Annotated in this window: 15 protein-coding genes; 11 read left to right on the top strand and 4 right to left on the bottom strand. The window is 64.6% G+C overall.

Annotation, left to right across the window (positions count from 1 at the left end):
* Nucleotides 1–94: 94 nt before the first annotated feature.
* The 9 genes from pdxT to JOE69_RS00570 all read left to right on the top strand — a co-directional run bounded on the left by pdxT (nt 95) and on the right by JOE69_RS00570 (nt 10,027).
* Complete coding sequence (pdxT, locus tag JOE69_RS00530; protein WP_309795156.1) at nt 95–790, top strand: pyridoxal 5'-phosphate synthase glutaminase subunit PdxT; 696 nt, start codon at nt 95–97, stop codon at nt 788–790.
* A 17-nt stretch (nt 791–807) separates the two neighbouring features.
* Nucleotides 808–1,563: a YebC/PmpR family DNA-binding transcriptional regulator gene (locus JOE69_RS00535; protein ID WP_309795158.1), complete on the top strand. Its 756-nt coding sequence runs from the start codon at nt 808–810 to the stop codon at nt 1,561–1,563.
* A 7-nt stretch (nt 1,564–1,570) separates the two neighbouring features.
* Nucleotides 1,571–2,158: a crossover junction endodeoxyribonuclease RuvC gene (ruvC, locus tag JOE69_RS00540; protein ID WP_296361835.1), complete on the top strand. Its 588-nt coding sequence runs from the start codon at nt 1,571–1,573 to the stop codon at nt 2,156–2,158.
* 122 nt (nt 2,159–2,280) lie between these two features.
* Nucleotides 2,281–2,940, top strand: a complete 660-nt coding sequence (ruvA, locus tag JOE69_RS00545) for a Holliday junction branch migration protein RuvA (RefSeq protein WP_309795162.1) — start codon at nt 2,281–2,283, stop codon at nt 2,938–2,940.
* Nucleotides 2,933–4,057, top strand: coding sequence for a Holliday junction branch migration DNA helicase RuvB (gene ruvB, locus JOE69_RS00550; RefSeq protein WP_309795164.1), 1,125 nt, complete (start codon nt 2,933–2,935; stop codon nt 4,055–4,057). The genes ruvA and ruvB overlap by 8 nt, the downstream gene beginning before the upstream one ends.
* A gap of 124 nt (nt 4,058–4,181) precedes the next feature.
* Nucleotides 4,182–4,592, top strand: coding sequence for a preprotein translocase subunit YajC (yajC, locus tag JOE69_RS00555; protein ID WP_309795166.1), 411 nt, complete (start codon nt 4,182–4,184; stop codon nt 4,590–4,592).
* Between the two features lie 106 nt (nt 4,593–4,698).
* Entirely contained in the window at nt 4,699–6,453 is a 1,755-nt protein-coding gene (gene secD / locus JOE69_RS00560; RefSeq protein ID WP_309795168.1) for a protein translocase subunit SecD, read from the top strand.
* Nucleotides 6,453–7,490 (top strand): protein translocase subunit SecF, encoded by a 1,038-nt coding sequence (gene secF / locus JOE69_RS00565; RefSeq protein ID WP_309795170.1) that lies wholly within the window; start codon nt 6,453–6,455, stop codon nt 7,488–7,490. Before secD ends, secF begins: the two co-directional genes overlap by 1 nt.
* Nucleotides 7,491–7,663: 173 nt before the next feature.
* Nucleotides 7,664–10,027: a RelA/SpoT family protein gene (locus tag JOE69_RS00570; protein WP_309795172.1), complete on the top strand. Its 2,364-nt coding sequence runs from the start codon at nt 7,664–7,666 to the stop codon at nt 10,025–10,027.
* Nucleotides 10,028–10,035: 8 nt separating this feature from the next.
* Here the strand turns inward: JOE69_RS00570 and JOE69_RS00575 are convergent, their stop codons facing one another.
* From JOE69_RS00575 to JOE69_RS00585, 3 genes are all read right to left on the bottom strand, one after another.
* Entirely contained in the window at nt 10,036–10,704 is a 669-nt protein-coding gene (locus tag JOE69_RS00575) for a hypothetical protein (protein WP_309795174.1), read from the bottom strand.
* Between the two features lie 96 nt (nt 10,705–10,800).
* On the bottom strand, nt 10,801–12,420 hold the full coding sequence (locus JOE69_RS00580; RefSeq protein ID WP_309795176.1) for a DUF349 domain-containing protein: 1,620 nt from the start codon (nt 12,418–12,420) through the stop codon (nt 10,801–10,803).
* Between the two features lie 28 nt (nt 12,421–12,448).
* A complete protein-coding gene (locus JOE69_RS00585) occupies nt 12,449–13,246 on the bottom strand; it encodes a peptidylprolyl isomerase (protein WP_296361854.1) in 798 nt (265 codons plus the stop codon).
* Nucleotides 13,247–13,473: 227 nt separating this feature from the next.
* Here JOE69_RS00585 and hisS point away from each other — a divergent pair, with 227 nt between their 5' ends.
* Both hisS and aspS read left to right on the top strand, forming a co-directional pair.
* Nucleotides 13,474–14,814: a histidine--tRNA ligase gene (gene hisS / locus JOE69_RS00590; RefSeq protein WP_309795178.1), complete on the top strand. Its 1,341-nt coding sequence runs from the start codon at nt 13,474–13,476 to the stop codon at nt 14,812–14,814.
* Between the two features lie 88 nt (nt 14,815–14,902).
* Nucleotides 14,903–16,690: an aspartate--tRNA ligase gene (gene aspS, locus JOE69_RS00595; protein WP_309795180.1), complete on the top strand. Its 1,788-nt coding sequence runs from the start codon at nt 14,903–14,905 to the stop codon at nt 16,688–16,690.
* Between the two features lie 43 nt (nt 16,691–16,733).
* Here aspS and JOE69_RS00600 read toward each other — a convergent pair whose 3' ends face one another.
* Entirely contained in the window at nt 16,734–17,432 is a 699-nt protein-coding gene (locus JOE69_RS00600) for an acVLRF1 family peptidyl-tRNA hydrolase (RefSeq protein ID WP_309795182.1), read from the bottom strand.
* Nucleotides 17,433–17,443 lie beyond the last annotated feature (11 nt).

Here is a 17,443-nt window from a genome sequence, read left to right on the forward strand (position 1 = left end):
CGTTGCGAAGCTGCAGCGCAGGCCCTTCGACGTTGCCAACAGGTCCCACTGAGCGGTTGGCACCCAGTCGGAGCCGGGGACGTATGATTGCTGGGTGAATTCGGCCAGTACGCGATCAGAACTCAAAGCCGGTGTACTCGCCCTGCAGGGCGATGTCCGGGAGCACCTGGCGGCTCTGGCCGCAGTCGGTGTGCAGGCAGTCGCGGTGCGGCGGGCCAGCGAACTCGAAGACCTGGATGGCCTGATCCTCCCAGGCGGCGAATCCACTGCGATGGACCGGTTGATCCGGGCTTTCGGCCTGGCGGAGCCGTTGAAAAAGTTCATCGCCTCGGGCCGGGCGGTATACGGCTCCTGTGCCGGCATGATCCTGTTGGCCGATCGGCTCGCCGAACCGGCCGTCGATCTGGCCGGGCAACCCCAGCGGACGCTCGGCGGCCTGCCCGTGACGGTGCGGCGGAACGCCTTCGGCCGGCAGCGGGAGTCTTTCGAAACGGAACTGGAGTTCGCCGAATTGTCCGAGCCGGAGCGTCCGGTGCATGCGGTTTTCATCCGCGCGCCATGGGTCGAAGCGACCAGTTCCGGGGTAACCGTGCTGGCCACGGTTAGAATCGAAGGAATCGATCGTGCGGTCGCCGTGCGTTCCGGCAATATCCTGGCCACCTCGTTCCACCCGGAGGTGCTCACCCAGGAAGGCAACCACGCAGAATTGCGGGTGCATGAACTGTTCGCCGGCATGATGCGGCAGAACCGAGAAGTGTTACCGGGCGCCGAAGTGTCCAGGAAAGTCTAGGAAAGTAGAGCAGAAGCATGTCAGGTCACTCCAAATGGGCTACCACCAAGCACAAGAAAGCCGTCATCGACGGACGCCGTGCGAAGTCCTTCGCCAAGCTGATCAAGAACATCGAAGTCGCGGCGCGAGTCGGCGGACCTGATCTGGCAGGAAACCCGGCGCTCGAACTGGCGGTCACCAAGGCCAAAAAGACTTCGGTGCCCAATGACAACATCGACCGGGCGATCAAGCGCGGCTCGGGCCAGCTCGGTGAAGCGGTTGATTACCAGACCATCATGTACGAAGGCTACGGCCCGCAGGGCACCGCGATCCTGATCGAGTGTCTGACCGACAACAAAAACCGCGCGGCTTCCGAAGTCCGCTTGGTCGTCGGCCGCAATGGCGGGAATATGGCCGACCCCGGCTCGGTGTCCTACCTGTTCGCCCGCAAAGGCGTGGTGTCGCTGCCCAAAAACGAGCTCAGCGAAGATGATGTGCTGATCGCAGTGCTCGACGCCGGCGCCGAAGAAGTCAAAGACGGCGGCGAGAACTTCGAGGTGATCTCCGAACCGCAGGACCTGCCGGCGATTCGTGCCGCGCTCAATGAAGCCGGCATCGAATACGACAGCGACGAAGCCGGGTTCGTGCCGTCGATGCAGGTGGAACTGGATGTCGAGAACGCAAGGAAATTCATGCGCCTCTACGATGCGCTCGAGGATCTGGACGACGTGCAGAACGTGTATTCCAACGCGGACATGAGCGCCGAGGTCATGGCGCAGCTCGACGAAGACTGATCCGGCGATGGCGCTGCGCGTTCTCGGCGTCGATCCGGGGTTGACCCGCTGCGGCTTGGGTGTGGTCGATGTGCAGCCGAATCGCAGCGCGAGCCTGGTCGCCGTCGGCGTGGTGGGCAGCAGTTCGGAACTTCCGTTGTCCCGTCGGCTGCTGGTGATCTCGGAATCGATCGACGAATGGCTGGATGCGCACGCGCCGGATGTCCTGGCCGTGGAGCGGGTGTTTTCGCAGACCAACCTGTCGACCGTGATGGGCGTGGCCCAAGCGTCCGGAATCGTGATCGCGGCGGCGGCCAAGCGCGGATTGCCGGTAGCGATGCACACGCCCAGTGAAGTCAAGGCCGCGGTGACCGGGAACGGGCGCGCGGACAAAGCCGCAGTGACCATGATGGTGACCCGGATCCTGAAGTTGGCGGTGGCGCCGTCGCCGGCCGATGCGGCCGACGCCTTGGCGCTGGCGATCACACATGCCTGGCGCAGCGGTCCGGGGTCCACGAGTGCCTTGGGGGAGTTGACCCCGGCCCGGAAGCTGTGGCTGGAAGCCGAGGCCAAAGCGCGCAAGAATGCCGAAAAGAGCTCACGGCAACGGCGCTGACCGGGCCGGCTCCCGGCCGGAACCGTGCGTGGCGTTGTGCCTCTTCCGGGCCCTCGCGGGATAGGCTATTCGTAGATATGTTCGGATAGCCGGCGACAGCCGCATCGTAGAAAGGCCCGCAGTTGATCAGTTTTCTCCGCGGCCCAGTGGCCCAGATCAGTCTTTCCAACGCGGTCATCGACGTCGGCGGCGTCGGTATGCTGGTGCAGGCGACGCCGAAGACTCTGGGCGGATTGCGCTTGGGCGTCGAAGCCACGCTGACCACGGCGATGATCGTCCGGGAGGATTCGATGACGCTGTACGGCTTCAGCGATGCCGATGAGCGAGAAGTCTTCGAGATCCTGTTGACCGTGGGCGGCATCGGGCCGCGCTTGGCGATGGCGGTCCTCGCGGTGCTGGACCCGGAGACGATTCGGGTCGCGGCGTCGACCGGCGACGGCAAGACCTTCACCAAGGTCCCGGGCATCGGCCCCAAAGTGGCAGGCCGAATCGTCTTGGAACTGGCCGGCAAGCTGGTTCCGCACGGTACTGCGGCGGCGTCGGGCAGTGTCGCGGCCGGCGAATCCTGGAAGCCCCAAGTGGTTGCCGCGATGACCGGCTTGGGCTGGAGCGAAAAGGACGCCGTGACGAGCATCGACCAGGCGACGGCGGACCAGCCGGAAATGTTGGCCGCCGGGAATGTCGCAGAGATCTTGCGGACTACCCTGCGTTGGTTGGGCCAGGACGGCGCGCGGAGCGGTGCCGGGCGCGGCGCCGCCGGAAGGCAGCCGGCCGGTGTCTGAGCTTCCCGGGGCACCCGGCCCCGACGAATCGCGGGCTTTGGTCTCGGCCGACGGCGAACCCGAAGAGCGGCTGATCGAGGCAGCGCTGCGACCGAAGAACCTGGACGATTTTGTCGGCCAGAAGCGGGTGCGGCGCCAACTTTCGCTGGTCCTGGAAGCCTCCCGGATGCGCGGCCGCAGTGCCGACCACGTGTTGCTGTCCGGGCCGCCCGGCCTGGGCAAAACCACCTTGGCGATGATCATTGCGGCGGAGATGAATGCGCCACTGCGGATCAGTTCCGGGCCGGCGATCCAGCACGCCGGAGACCTGGCGGCGATCCTTTCGTCGTTGACTGAAGGCGAAGTGCTGTTCCTGGACGAGATCCACCGGATGTCCCGCCCGGCCGAAGAAATGCTCTACATGGCGATGGAGGACTTCCGCGTCGACATCGTGGTCGGCAAGGGCGCCGGCGCCACGGCGATCCCGCTGGAGCTGCCGCCCTTCACCTTGGTCGGCGCGACCACCCGGGCCGGGCTGCTGCCGGGGCCGCTGCGCGACCGTTTCGGTTTCACCGGACACCTGGAGTTCTATTCGGTCGACGAATTGGAATTGGTGCTCCGGCGGTCGGCGGGCCTTTTGGACCTGAAGCTCTCCGGTGCCGGTTTCTCCGAGATCGCCAGCCGGTCCCGGGGCACGCCGCGAATCGCCAACCGGCTGTTGCGGCGGGTGCGCGATTGGGCTTTGGTGCACGGCGTTCCGCAAATCGACGCCCGGGCCGCCTCTGCCGCTTTGGAGATGTACGAGGTGGACGTCCGCGGCTTGGACCGTTTGGACCGGGCGGTGTTGCAGGCGCTGATCGGAAAATTCAACGGCGGTCCGGTGGGCCTGTCCACCCTGGCGATCGCGGTGGGCGAAGAGATGGAAACCGTGGAGACCGTCGCCGAGCCCTTTTTGGTCCGCGAGGGCCTCTTGGGTCGCACCCCGCGCGGCAGGATCGCGATGCCGGCAGCCTGGGACCATTTGGGCGTGCCGAGGCCGGAGGGCATGCCGGCCGAATCGGAGCAGGTGCTCTTCGACGCTTCCGAGTTCGGTTCCTCGATCGCCGATCCGACGCAAGAATGGTTCACCGAGCGCTGATTCGGTTGGTTCAACGCAAATCCATGGAAATCTGGCTTAGACTGGTATGACGCTTGGCACATTTTTCGGTGTGCGGAGTCCTTTTGCTGGTTCTAAGAATGGATTTTTTGCTGTGGATTTCTCCATGATCATCCTGTTGGTGCTCTTTGCCGTCGTCATCTTCTTCATGTTCCGACGTAGTCGGGCGCAGCAGAAGGCGCAGCAGGAACAGCAGGCCAAGATGCTCCCGGGCGTAGAGGTGATGACCAGTTTCGGTTTGTTCGGAACCGTCCAGTCGATCGACGCCGAAGACAACAAAGTGGTTCTGGAAATCTCACCGGGCACCACCGCCACGGTGCACCGCCAAGCCGTCACCAAGATCATCACCCCGGCCGAGACCGTCGAGGAGACCCCGATGGTCCCGGACGATGCGTCCTCGCTGACCGGCCCGGTGCAGGCGGCAGCAGAGCCCGGCGAAGCCAAAGACGTCGCTTCGACGGAAACCGCCGAAGAAACACTTGCTCGGCTGAACAAAGAAAACAACAAGGAGCAGTAACATCCTCAATAGTGCTGCCGCCCAAGCATGAGCCTGGGCGGCGCAACTATGTCAGCCCCGTGCCCAGCGCGTCAGGGCAAGCACGAGAAGGAACCGAGAAACTCATATGGCACGAAAAGGCCCCGCATCAGAAGCCCGCAAGATCCTCTTGTGGCTCGGTGCACTTACCGTGATTCTGGCGTTGCTGCTCACCGGCGGCACGCTGTGGTGGGGCGCCAACCCGGCGCCGAAATTGGCTCTCGACCTCGAGGGCGGCACCCAGATGATCCTGGCGCCGAAGGTCGAAGGCGGCACCTCGATCAATGACGATCAACTGAACCAAGCCGTCTCGATCATCCGGCAACGGGTTGATGGAACCGGCGTCGCGGAAGCCCAGATCAGCACCAGCGGCACGAATGTGGTCGTGGCCCTTCCCGGCAATCCCAGCAATGAGACCCGGGACCTGATCAAAGCCTCGGCGAATATGGCGTTCCGGCCGGTCATCGCATCGGCGCCTGGCCAAGCCACTCCGGCGGATCAGATCCAGCCGACGCCGGCACCCACCGCGGCTCCGACCAACCCCAGCGACTCGAACTGGGTCACTCCGGACATCGGGCAGAAATTCCAGGCCTTCTCCTGTCTGCCTCCGGTCTCCGAGCCGGACACCGGAGCAGATCCGAGCAAGCCGATGGTGGCCTGCGATCTGAGCAACGGGTTCAAATACATCCTGGGACCGGTAGAAGTCCCCGGCAGCGACATTTCCGACGCCAGCTACGGGCTGCAGCAGGGCGCGCAGGGGGCCACCACCAACAAGTGGGCGGTGAACTTGGCTTTCAATGGCGAAGGCAGCACCAAGTTCCGCGAAGTCACCACCCGGTTGAACGGCTATTACACGGTCAACCCGCAGGATCCGAAGTCGCAATTCGCGATCGTGCTCGACGGCCAAGTGGTTTCCGCGCCGACCTCGCAAGCCGTGATCACCGACGGCAGGTCGCAGATCACCGGAAACTTCAACGAAGCCTCGTCCAAATCCTTGGCGGACAAGCTCAAATTCGGCGCCTTGCCGATCAGCTTCGACATCCAGAGCGAACAGCAGGTTTCCGCGACCCTGGGCACCCAGCAATTGGAAATGGGTTTGCTCGCCGGGTTGATCGGCTTGGCCCTGGTCGTGGTTTACTCGCTGTTCCAATACCGCGCCTTGGGCTTGGTGACCGTCGCCTCGCTGATCGTCGCCGGGGTTTTGACCTATCTGGCGATCGCATTGCTCGGCTGGTCGCAGAACTACCGGCTATCCTTGGCCGGCGTCGCCGGTTTGATCGTGGCGATCGGCCAGACTGCCGACTCGTTCATCGTCTACTTCGAACGAATACGCGACGAGTTGCGGGAAGGCCGCGGTTTGATCGCTGCGGTGGAGAACGGCTGGAAGCGGGCCCGGCGTACCGTGCTGGCTTCCAAGGCCGTGAACTTGCTGGCCGCCGTGGTGCTCTACTTCGTCGCGGTCGGCAATGTCCGTGGCTTCGCCTTCACGCTCGGCCTGACGGCGGTCGCGGACTTGATCGTGGTCTTCATGTTCACCCACCCAACACTGCAGCTTTTGGCCCGGCGGAAGTTCTTCAGCGAGGGCCATCGGTTCTCCGGACTTTCCCCGGACCGCTTGGGCGCGGTTCCGTTATACCGCGGTGCCGGCCGGTTCCGGACCCCGGACGATCGGCCGGCAGTCGCCAAGAAGAACATCGGCGCTGTGGCGGAAGCGGAACGCCGGCAAACCATCGCGGAACGCAAGCTCGCCGAACGGACCAAGGCGAACGACGCGTCTCAGGACCAAGCCACGGAGGGACCTGACAGCAAGGTTTCCGTGAAGGCAGCAAAGGACCAGGACTAATGGCCAAGTTCATCAATTTCGCCACCTTCGGCAACGAACTCTATACCGGCAAGCGTTCTTACGACTTCGTCGGCAAGCGCAAGATCTGGTTCAGCATCGCTGCGGTCATGGTGATCCTGTCGATCGCGGTCCCGCTCATCAAGGGCGGATTCAACCTCGGCATCGATTTCCGCGGTGGCAGCGAATTCACCATCACCAATGTGACCGACACCAGCACCGCGATCGGCGAGAAGGCGGTCACCGACGTGATCTCCGGTCAGTTGCCGAGGGTGTCGAAACTCGCCGGCAACACCATGCAGGTGCAGACCGAGAAGCTCAGCGACGACGAGACGATCAAGGTCAAGGAATCGCTCGCCAAGGAATACGGCGTGAACCAGGACCAAGTGGCCTCGAACTTCGTGGGACCCACCTGGGGGGCCGACGTCACGAACCAGGCGCTGATCGGCTTGATCGTGTTCGTGCTGCTCGCCACGATCCTGATGGCTTTGTACTTCCGGACCTGGAAGATGTCGCTGGCCGCGATCGCCGGGATGCTGTTCGTGCAAATCACCACGGCCGGGATCTACTCGGTCACCGATGTGGAAGTGACGCCGTCGGCAATCATCGGCTTCCTGACCATCTTGAGCTACTCGCTCTACGACATCGTGGTGGTCTTCGACAAGATCCGGGAAAACACTTCGGACATCGCCACCTCCAGCCGGCGGAGCTTCGGATCTGAAGTGAACCTCGCGGTGAATCAGACCTTGGTGCGTTCGATCAATACCTCGATGGTCGCGCTGCTCCCGGTCGCCTCGATCCTGTTCATCGGTTCATTCCTGCTCGGTGCCGGCACGCTCCGGGATATTTCGCTGTCCCTGTTCATCGGCATCATCGTCGGTGGTTTGACCACGGTCTTCATCGCCTCGCCGCTGTACGCGCTGCTGCGCGAGAACGAACCGGCGCTGGTCAAACAGGCTGAGCGGGTGCAGGCCCGGATCGATGCCGAGGCGCGCCGTTCGACGGAGTCCGCGGAAGCTGCGAGCAGCGCTTCCGTCTGAGCTTGAATCGGGGTCCGCAGAGTGCTGCGGACCCCGATGTATTGCTGCTCCGGCAGCCGACCGGCGCGAGCCGGGATCCGGAGGACCTCGCCGGTTTCTAAGCCCACTCGCACGGGCATAGACTAAGAGGATTCGAATGTGAATACCGCAGGCAGCCAGGGGAGGAGGCGCAGATGGATGACCGCATGACGTCGACCGATCAAGGCGTCGAGGTTCCCCCGGAGGCGGAAACCGCAGCCGCGCCGGCGGCGGCCGCGCACCGGCAGATCATTCCTGGCCGCCGGGAACGGACCAGGGCCCGCTTGGCCCGGCTCACCGGAAGGGGTCCGGGCATCCATTCGCCAATCCTGGAACCGCTTTTGCGCGTGGTCCGGGCGAACAATCCGCGCGAGGATTTCGAACTGATCCAACGCGCGTACAGCGTGGCTGAGCGCGCCCATGAAGGCCAGCGGCGCAAAAGCGGGGACCCCTACATCACGCACCCCGTTGCGGTAGCCACGATCCTGGCCGAATTGGGCATGAGCGGATCGACCCTGGCCGCGGCGTTGCTGCACGATACCGTCGAAGACACGCCTTACACCTTGGAAGCCCTCACCGCCGACTTCGGCCCGGAAGTCGCCATGCTGGTGGACGGGGTGACCAAGCTCGACAAAGTGACCTTCGGTGATGCGGCGCAGTCCGAAACCGTCCGCAAGATGGTCGTGGCGATGGCCAAGGACATCCGGGTGCTGGTGATCAAACTGGCCGACCGGCTGCACAATGCGCGTACCTGGCGCTACGTCTCGCCGGAATCGTCGGCACGCAAGGCGCGGGAAACCTTGGAGATCTTCGCCCCCTTGGCGCATCGCCTGGGCATGAACACGATCAAGTGGGAGCTCGAGGACCTGTCCTTCGCCGCACTGTACCCGAAGGTCTACGAAGAGATCGTGCGGATGGTCGAGGACCGGACTCCGGAGCGCGACAAGAACCTGGCCGTGGTCCGTTCGCAGATCAACGAGGACCTGCGCGCCGCGAAAATCAAGGCCGCGATTACCGGTCGACCCAAGCACTATTACTCGATTTACCAGAAGATGATCGTCCGGGACAAAGATTTCGACGACATCAATGACTTGATCGGCGTCCGGGTGCTGGTCGACTCGGTGCGGGACTGCTATGCGGCGCTCGGCGCGATGCACGCGCGTTGGAGCCCGCTGCCCGGCCGGTTCAAGGACTACATCGCGATGCCCAAGTTCAATATGTACCAGTCCCTGCACACCACGGTGATCGGCCCCGGCGGGAAGCCGGTGGAGATCCAAATCCGCACCCATGAGATGCACCAGCGTGCCGAATACGGAGTGGCCGCGCACTGGAAGTACAAAAACCAGGCCGGGAAGTCGCCGGCCGACGGCAATCCGGTGGTCAACAAGGACAGCGACCTGAGCTGGTTGCGGACCTTGGTGGACTGGCAGCAGGAAACCAAAGACCCTTCGGAATTCCTGGATTCGCTGCGCTTCGAGATCAATGCCCGGGAAGTCTTCGTATTCACACCCAAAGGCGATGTGATGGCTTTGCCTGCAGGCTCGACGCCGGTCGATTTCGCCTATGCGGTGCACACCGAAGTCGGGCATCGGACCATCGGGGCCCGGGTCAACGGAAAATTGGTCCCGCTGAACAGCGAGCTGAACCACGGTGATTGGGTGGAAGTCTTCACCTCGAAGGCCGAAGGCGCCGGACCGAGCCAGGACTGGCAGAATTTCGTCAAGAGCGCCCGGGCCCGGAACAAGATCCGGCAATGGTTCAGCAAGGAACGGCGCGAAGAAGCGATCGACAAGGGCAAAGACCTGCTGACCCGGGCGATGCGGAAGCAGAACTTGCCGCTGCAGCGGATGATGACGCACGAGGCTTTGCTGGGCGTCGCGGAAGATCTCCGCTATCCGGACATCTCGGCGTTGTACGCAGCGGTCGGCGACAGCCACGTCTCGGCTGCCAGCGTGGTGGAAAAACTCGTTGAATCCTTGGGCGGGCACGATGCCACCGAGGATGAAATCGGTGCCGCGCCGCTGCCGACGAGCCACCAGCAGCGGCCCCGTTACTCGAGTTCCGGAGTGATGGTGCACGGTCTGGGCGACGTGCTGGTGAAGCTCGCCCGATGCTGCACTCCGGTGCCTCCGGACGCCATCGTCGGGTTCGTCACGAGGGGCTCCGGGGTCTCCGTGCACCGCTCGGATTGCCGCAACGTCGAACCGTTGCGGGAACAGCCCGACCGGATGGTCGAAGTCGAATGGGCGCCCACCCAATCGAGTGTCTTCCTGGTGGAGATCCAAGTGGAAGCATTGGACCGCAAGAGCCTGCTCTCCGACGTCACCCGGGTGCTGTCGGAGAACCACGTGAACATTCTGGCAGCTTCGGTGCACACGTCGAGCGATCGACTGGCAATCTCGCGGTTCGCTTTCGAAATGGGCGACCCGAAGTACCTGAACCACATCCTCAGCGCGGTGCGCAGGATCGATGGGGTCTTCGACGTCTACCGGAGCACCGGCAGCCAGCGGCGGAACTGAACCGGGACTCATCCGGAACCGCTCCCGGACGGCGGCGGACCGTGCTCGATCAGCTCCGAAATCCTGGCCAGCGCACGGTTTTTGTGCGGAACCCGGGGCAGGGATTGCACCGCATTGCGGACCAACGCCAAGGGGCAGCCGAGTTTTCGGCGCTCGGAGATCTGCCAGAGCACTGCGGCCGGGTCCGGCCAATCGGCACTGCTGGGCGTCCGTTGGAAGGCCAGGTCGACGGCGGTGCGCAAAACCGAAGTGATCCGGATCCTGGCCAGCTGGACCACGTCGAACCGGCCGAGCGTGACTTCATGGATTTGCAGTGCGCTGAACGGCGGCAGCGAACCGGCCCGGCGTTTGTGGTCCAGCAATGCGGTCACCCGGGGCGGCTTCGCCGCGCAGCCGTAGACCCAGGCCGCGCTGAATCTGCCCAGGATCACCTTGTGCACCAGACCGGCCGGGATTTCGAAGGACATCGCCAAGGCCCGGTGTTCCGCCGTCTCCGCGGTTCCGGCCGGCAAATAGCCCGAACCGTAGACCCGTTGCAGCACGCCGTCGGCATGCAGGGCGGCCAATTCGACGTCGGCGAACAGCCGGCCCGGGACGATCAATTCATGCGGAGCCGGCGGAATCGGTCGGGCGGCCGCGGCGCCCCAAACACCGGTGCTGATGCGAAGCGAATCCATGGCTCAAGCCTGCCGTTTCTCCGGCCAGGCAGAAAGGGCCGGATCCGAAGTTGTGGAAAACTTGGGATTCGGCCCGTTCAGGCAAGCTGCGGCGACTCAGTCGAGATCGTTTGCCGATCGGCGGATCTGGTCCAGCCAGGCCTCCCGGGCAGCCAGCGCTTCTTCGGTGGTCTTGATCTTCTTGGCATCGCCTTTGCTGCGTGCAGCGGCCAAGTCGTCCTGCAACGATGCGATCGTGGCTTCCAGCTGGGAGAGCGCGCTGTTGGTACGGGCCTTGGCTTCCGGATCGGTGCGCTTCCAGTGCTCGTCCTCGGCTTTCCGGACCGCATCTTCGACCGAGCGCAGCCCGGCTTCTACCCGCTGCATGTCGTTGCGCGGCACTTTGCCGGCCTCTTCCCAACGGTCCCGGATGGATTGCAGGGCCTTTTTGGTGGCCGCCAAGTCCTTGATCGGGAGCAGCGCCTTGGCCTCGACGATGAGCTGTTCTTTGACCACCAGGTTCGCACCGTATTCGGCGTCGATTGCTTCATTGGCTTGCTGCCGGGCGGAGAAGAAGGCGTCCTGGGCGGCGCGGAACCGGGTCCAGAGCGCGTCGTCCTCTTTCTTGCTGGCCCGGGGCGCAGCTTTCCACTGGTCCATCAGCCGGCGGTATTCGCCGGCGGTGACGCCCCAATCAGTCGAGCTGGAAAGCGCCTCGGCTTCGGCGATCAGTTTTTCCTTGCGGGCCTTGGCCGCGGCATTGGTGCTGTCGAGCTGGGAGAAGAAAGCCCGGCGGTGCCGGTCGAAAACCGTGCGGGCGGAACGGAATCGCTTCCACAAGCCCTCTTCAGTGGCCCGGCCCAGCCGCATGCCCTCTTTTTGCGCGGTCTTCCAGTTTTCGAACAGCTCGTTCATCCGGGTGCTTCCGGTCTTCCACTGCATGGTGGCCGGATCCTGGGCGGCGAGCTTCTCGGCTTCGGCGACAATGGCTTCGCGGGCTGCGAGTTCCACCGCGCGGGCCGCATCATGCTCGGCGCGTTCGGCCTGTTGCAACGACTTGATCCCGGCATCGAGCGCATCCAGGCGCTGCTCGGCCGATTTCACATCGCCGACGGCATTCCGCTCGGCGAGTTGCCCACGTAGATGCGCTGCGGTCTTCGGCATGTCGGTGCTCGGTGCTTTGGCCTCGACACGCTGCTCCAAGAGCACGATCTGCGCCAAGATGTCATCGAACTTGCGCACGAAATAGGCCAGGGCCTCATCTTGGCTGGCGCCCGGGTATTGGCCGACCGGAAGCTCTTCGCCGTCCAGGATCAAGAACACCTGGCCGTCCGGCTCGGCGCGGCCAAACTTCGCGGCTTCCGCCAGCGAAGTGCTCGGAACCAGCGGCGCGACCGGGGCGGCCGGCTTCTGCGCGGGCAGTGCCGCGGGGGTCGCCGGCTGCGGCTTGGGCCGGGCCGCGAACGCCGCCGGAGACGGAGCAGCCGGCGCTGGGGCAGCCGGAGAAGGGGCAGCCTGCGCTGGGCTGGCCGGAGCACTGGCCGGCGCAGCGGCATCGGCGGGTTCCAGTATGGATTCAACCGGCACGGATTCGGCAGCGGAATCAGCCGTTGCGGATTCCTCGGCCACGGCTTCGGCGGGCCCCGATTCGGCGGGCGCGACCGGCCCGGCTTCCGCTGTGTGGGCAGCGGCTTCGGAGGGGATTGCTGTTTCGTCGGATTCTTGACGTTCGGTCACCGCTAGAACTCTTTCCATCGGACGGGCATCAGTTGAGCGTAAACGAGTCTATCGTGACCGGCGTCGAAGGTTTGCCGTCGGAGGCTCCGCCCTGCACGCCACCGGCCGCGATCTGGCTGATCACATCGAGGCCGCTGGTTACCTTGCCGACCACCGTGTAGCCGCCCGCGGAGTCGGCCGGGATGGTGGTGTCTTTGTAGGTGATGAAGAATTGGGTGCCGTTGCTGTTGGCGTCGTTGCCGACCCGGGCGACCGCGACGGTGCCTGCCGGGTAGATGTTGTCCGCCGGCGCGTTCTCGATCGGACCCCATTTGAACGTCGGGTCGCTCTTGCCGTCGATGTCCAACGCGCCGCATTGCAGCACCGCGAAGTCTCCGGTGGTCAATCGGTGGCACGGCTTCTGGTTGAAATAGTTCGCATCGGCGAGCGTTTTGAAGACCGCAGCGGCCTGCGGTGCCGCGGTGCCGTTGAGCTCGACCCCGAGCGGCTGCTGATTCAGCGTCAACGTGCCAGTGAAAGTCTTGCCGGCGGCGACCGAGGGATTGGGCACCGGTGGCAGCGATACGCTCGGCGTCGCCGAAGCTGATGCTGATGCCGAGGAGTTCAAACCGTTCTGGGCTGCGGCGTACTGCTCCGAGGTGGGATTGTTGGCGAAGACGGTGAGCTGCAGGACCACGGCCAGGGCGATCAGCAGCACCGCCGCTACGGCGCCTACGACATTGTCCCGGCGGCGGCGCTTGCTCTGCGCCTCGCGAAGCACCCGCTTCGCCTCCATCTGCGCAACGCGCTTCTTGCTTTCCCGCGCGTCTCGTTTGCTCGCCGCCAATGCCGCTCCTCACCATCGTTCAAGAAATACCGGGTCGATCCAGGCAATTGTCCGGGGCCGCAAGGGCCCCGCACCTTGGCTAAACTAATTGCCGCAGACAGTTTACTCATTTACCAGATGTTCATGCTGTCCTGTGAGAACCTTAGTAGATTCCCAGTTCAGATCCATGAACCGGGCTGTCTTTGCAATCGAATGGCGCCTGCGCGCCGCGGAGGAGTAAGAGTCCGATGGCCCGAAAAGCTTCATTGTCCGGATTTCCTGAGTTGTTGCCTCAGGAGCGGATGATCGAGCAACATGTCATCGACACGCTGCGCCGCAGCTTCGAGCTGCACGGTTTCGCATCGATCGAAACCCGGGCTGTGGAAACCGTGACGCAATTGCTGCGCAAGGGCGAGATCGACAAAGAGGTCTATGCGGTATCCCGGCTGCAGAACGACGATGCCGGCAAAGACGCCGCTCTGGCGCTGCACTTCGATTTGACCGTGCCGTTCTCCCGCTATGTGGTGGAAAATGCCGGACACCTGGATTTCCCGTTCCGGCGGTACCAGATTCAGAAGGCCTGGCGCGGCGAACGGCCGCAAGAGGGCCGGATGCGCGAATTCACCCAGGCCGATTTCGACGTCGTCGGCGACGGTGAGCTGTCTTTCAAGTACGACGTCGAACTGGTCTTGCTGGCGGCCGCCGCGCTGTCCGCGCTGCCGATCCCGGCGTTCAAACTCCGGGTCAACAACCGCAAACTCGCCGAGGGCTTCTACCGGGGTCTGGGCCTGGCCGACACGGCCGGCGTGCTGCGCAGCATCGACAAGCTCGAAAAGATCGGCGCCGAGGCGGTGGCGAAGCTGCTCGAGGACGAGCTCGGTGCGACGGCGGAGCAGGCTGCTGCGGCTTTGGCGCTGGCGCAGATCCGCACCGAAGACCTGTCCTTCGTGGACCAGGTCCGGGCGCTGGGCGTGCACGACGACCTGCTCGATGAGGGGCTGGCCGAGCTGGCCGAAGTGCTCGGGGTGGCCATGCGGCAGGCGCCGGGAACCGTAGTAGCGGATCTGTCCATCGCCCGGGGCTTGGACTACTACACCGGCACCGTGGTCGAGACCGTTCTGCTGGGCCACGAATCGCTGGGCTCGATTTGCTCCGGCGGCAGATACGATGCCCTGGCCCGCAAAGGCAACCGGATCTTCCCCGGCGTCGGGCTTTCCATCGGAGTCAGCCGGTTGGTGGCCCGGATTTTGAGCCAGGAGTTCGCCACGGCCTCCCGGGCGGTGCCCACGGTGGTCTACATCGCACTCAACTCGGACGAGGCCTGGCCGCAGGCCCAAGAACTCGCCGCCGGCTTCCGCGAGCGGGGCATCGCCACGGAGGTCGCGGTCGCGGCGGAGAAGTACGGCAAGCAGATCAAATTCGCGGACCGGCGCGGGATTCCGTTCGTCTGGTTCGTCGCCGAGGACGGCACGCACCAGGTCAAAGACATCCGCAGCGGCGATCAGGAGGCGGCGGATCCGCTCAATTGGATGCCGCCGGCGGCCGATCTGGCGGTCAGCGTGGTCGTCGGGAGCCCAGCCGACCGGTAAACTCGGTGGATAATGCCGGTCTGTCGGAACGTTTTCCGCTACCCGAGGCCTGGCGGTAACCCATCTGGACCTTTTGAAGGGAACGAACGTGCTGCGCACCCATGACCTCGGCAGTTTGAGCGCCGAGTTGATCGGACAAACCGTGACTCTGACCGGTTGGGTGGCCCGCCGTCGGGACCACGGCGGGGTCGCTTTCCTGGACCTGCGGGATGCCTCCGGGGTAGCCCAGATCGTGGTCCGGGACGAGCAGGACTTCCACGCGCTGCGCAACGAGTTCGTGCTGCAGATCACCGGAACCGTGGAACGGCGGCCGGAAGGCAATGACAATGCCGCGTTGGCCACCGGCGAGATCGAGGTGGTCGCGGAGACCGTCACGGTGCTCAATGAGTCCGCTCCGTTGCCGTTCCAGCTCGATGACCACGGCGACGTCGGCGAAGAAGCCAGGCTGAAGCACCGCTATCTCGATCTGCGCCGCAGCACGATGGCGAAGAACCTGAAGTTGCGTTCCGAAGCCAACCGGGTGGCCCGCGAGCTGTTGCACGCCGACGGTTTCGTGGAGATCGAAACCCCGACCATGACGCTGTCCACTCCCGGCGGCGCCCGGGACTTCGTGGTGCCGGCCCGCTTGGCCCCCGGCAACTGGTACGGCTTGGCGCAATCGCCGCAGCTTTTCAAGCAGCTCCTGCAGGTGGGCGGATTCGAAAAGTACTACCAGATCGCCCGGTGCTATCGCGACGAGGATTTCCGTGCCGACCGGCAGCCGGAATTCACCCAGCTGGACATCGAAGCCAGCTTCGTGGACGAAGACGACATCATCGCGTTGGGGGAGAAGATCGTCAGCGCGCTGTGGCGGCTGATCGATGTCGAGGTTCCGACGCCGATCCAGCGGATGCCGTATTGGGAGGCAATGGGCCGCTACGGCTCGGACAAACCGGATCTGCGCTTCGGCTTGGAGCTGACCGATCTCACCGAGTTCTTCAAAGACACCACTTTCCGGGTGTTCCAGGCGCCCTACGTCGGCGCCGTGGTGATGCCCGGCGGTGCTGCCCAGGCCCGCCGCACGCTTGACGGCTGGCAGGAGTGGGCGAAGCAGCGCGGTGCCAAGGGCTTGGCCTATGTGCTGGTCCAGGAAGACGGCGAACTGACTGGTCCGGTGGCGAAAAACCTCAGCGAAGCCGAAAAGGCCGGCCTTGCCGAGGCGGTCGGAGCCAAGCCGGGCGACTGCGTGTTCTTCGGTGCCGGCGAACGCGATGCTGCCTGGTCGATTCTGGGCGCTACCCGGGTGGAAATCGGGCACCGTACCGGGCTGATCGACCCGAACGCCTTTGCCTTCGTGTGGGTGGTCGATTTCCCGATGTTCGAATCGGCAGCCGCAGCGACGGCTTCCGGCGATGTCGCCGTCGGCGCAGGGGAGTGGACGGCGCTGCACCATGCATTCACCGCGCCGAAACCGGAGTTCTTGGATTCCTTCGACCAGGATCCGGCGGCTGCTTTGGCCTTCGCCTACGACTTGGTCTGCAACGGCAATGAGATCGGTGGCGGCTCGATCCGTATTCACCGCCGGGACGTCCAGGAACGGGTCTTCGCGCTCATGGGCCTGGACGAGGCGGCGCAGCAGGAGACCTTCGGGTTCTTGCTGGAAGGCTTCAAATACGGTGCTCCGCCGCATGGCGGCATCGCTTTCGGCTGGGACCGCGCGGTGGCCTTGTTGGCCGGCGTCGAATCGATCCGCGATGTGATTGCGTTCCCGAAATCCGGCGGCGGGTTCGACCCGTTGACCGGGGCGCCGGCACCGATCACGGCGCAACAACGCAAAGAAGCCGGCGTCGACGCGGTCAAGAAGCCGGCCGTGGAGGCTCCTGCGGCCCAAGCCTGAGCGGATCTCGCTGACTGAAATCCCGTTCGCTGGTGGAATTCCACTAGCGGACGGGATTTTGTTGTGCGGGATCGGCCCGGCCCGGTGCGCCACTCGGGTCGGTCACCGTGATTTTGACGCTGCAGGCCCGTTGCGCTGCGAGCGCGAGGACTTTGGCCCGCGGATCCGGAACATCGAGGAACTCCAGCCGCGGCAGCCGGGCGAGCTGCCGCAGCACGGGTTCGGCGACGACCGCGGCCGCCATGGCCTTGTCGCCGCCCAGGACCAGGTATTCGGCCTCGTGCAGGGGTAACGCGGCTGCATGGGCTGCCACTGCCTCGATCATGGCGTCGGCTTGGTTGGCCCGACGCCGGGCGAAGCGCTGTTGCGACCAGCCGCCGGCCGCCGTGCGTGACTGGACGTGCCGGGTTCCGACCTTCGAAGCCAGCACAGCTCCTTCCCGGCAGAGCGCCAGGGCATAACCGCCGCGCCGGATCAGAATCAGGCCGATCGGGCGTGCCTGGCCGCTCAACGAGGCCAATCGGGCTGCCGGGCCGCTGCCGGACCCCGGCCGGCCGGCCACTGGCCAGGGCGGCTGCAGACTGGCCCGGGCGCCGTCAGCAGCGCTGAGCTCGAAACCCTGCTCGGCGGTCTCGGTGATGCTCGAGGCGCCGTGCGAGGCGTTGAAGCGGTCCACCCAGCCAACGATCCGATCAGCGCTGACCCAGGCGGTCCGGGCCGCGGGCGGAAGGGCTGTGCTCATATTGTCCACGC

This window comes from Arthrobacter russicus (assembly GCF_031454135.1).
Lineage (GTDB): Bacteria > Actinomycetota > Actinomycetes > Actinomycetales > Micrococcaceae > Renibacterium > Renibacterium russicum.

What these genes read in the sequence shown, in the direction of transcription:
- JOE69_RS00535 (WP_309795158.1), top strand. Translation starts at nt 808, where the DNA reads ATGTCAGGTCACTCCAAATGGGCTACCACCAAGCACAAGAAAGCCGTC.
- ruvC (WP_296361835.1), top strand. Translation starts at nt 1,571, where the DNA reads ATGGCGCTGCGCGTTCTCGGCGTCGATCCGGGGTTGACCCGCTGCGGC.
- yajC (WP_309795166.1), top strand. Translation starts at nt 4,182, where the DNA reads ATGATCATCCTGTTGGTGCTCTTTGCCGTCGTCATCTTCTTCATGTTC.
- secD (WP_309795168.1), top strand. Translation starts at nt 4,699, where the DNA reads ATGGCACGAAAAGGCCCCGCATCAGAAGCCCGCAAGATCCTCTTGTGG.
- secF (WP_309795170.1), top strand. Translation starts at nt 6,453, where the DNA reads ATGGCCAAGTTCATCAATTTCGCCACCTTCGGCAACGAACTCTATACC.
- JOE69_RS00570 (WP_309795172.1), top strand. Translation starts at nt 7,664, where the DNA reads ATGGATGACCGCATGACGTCGACCGATCAAGGCGTCGAGGTTCCCCCG.
- JOE69_RS00575 (WP_309795174.1), bottom strand. Translation starts at nt 10,704, where the DNA reads ATGGATTCGCTTCGCATCAGCACCGGTGTTTGGGGCGCCGCGGCCGCC.
- hisS (WP_309795178.1), top strand. Translation starts at nt 13,474, where the DNA reads ATGGCCCGAAAAGCTTCATTGTCCGGATTTCCTGAGTTGTTGCCTCAG.
- JOE69_RS00600 (WP_309795182.1), bottom strand. Translation starts at nt 17,432, where the DNA reads ATGAGCACAGCCCTTCCGCCCGCGGCCCGGACCGCCTGGGTCAGCGCT.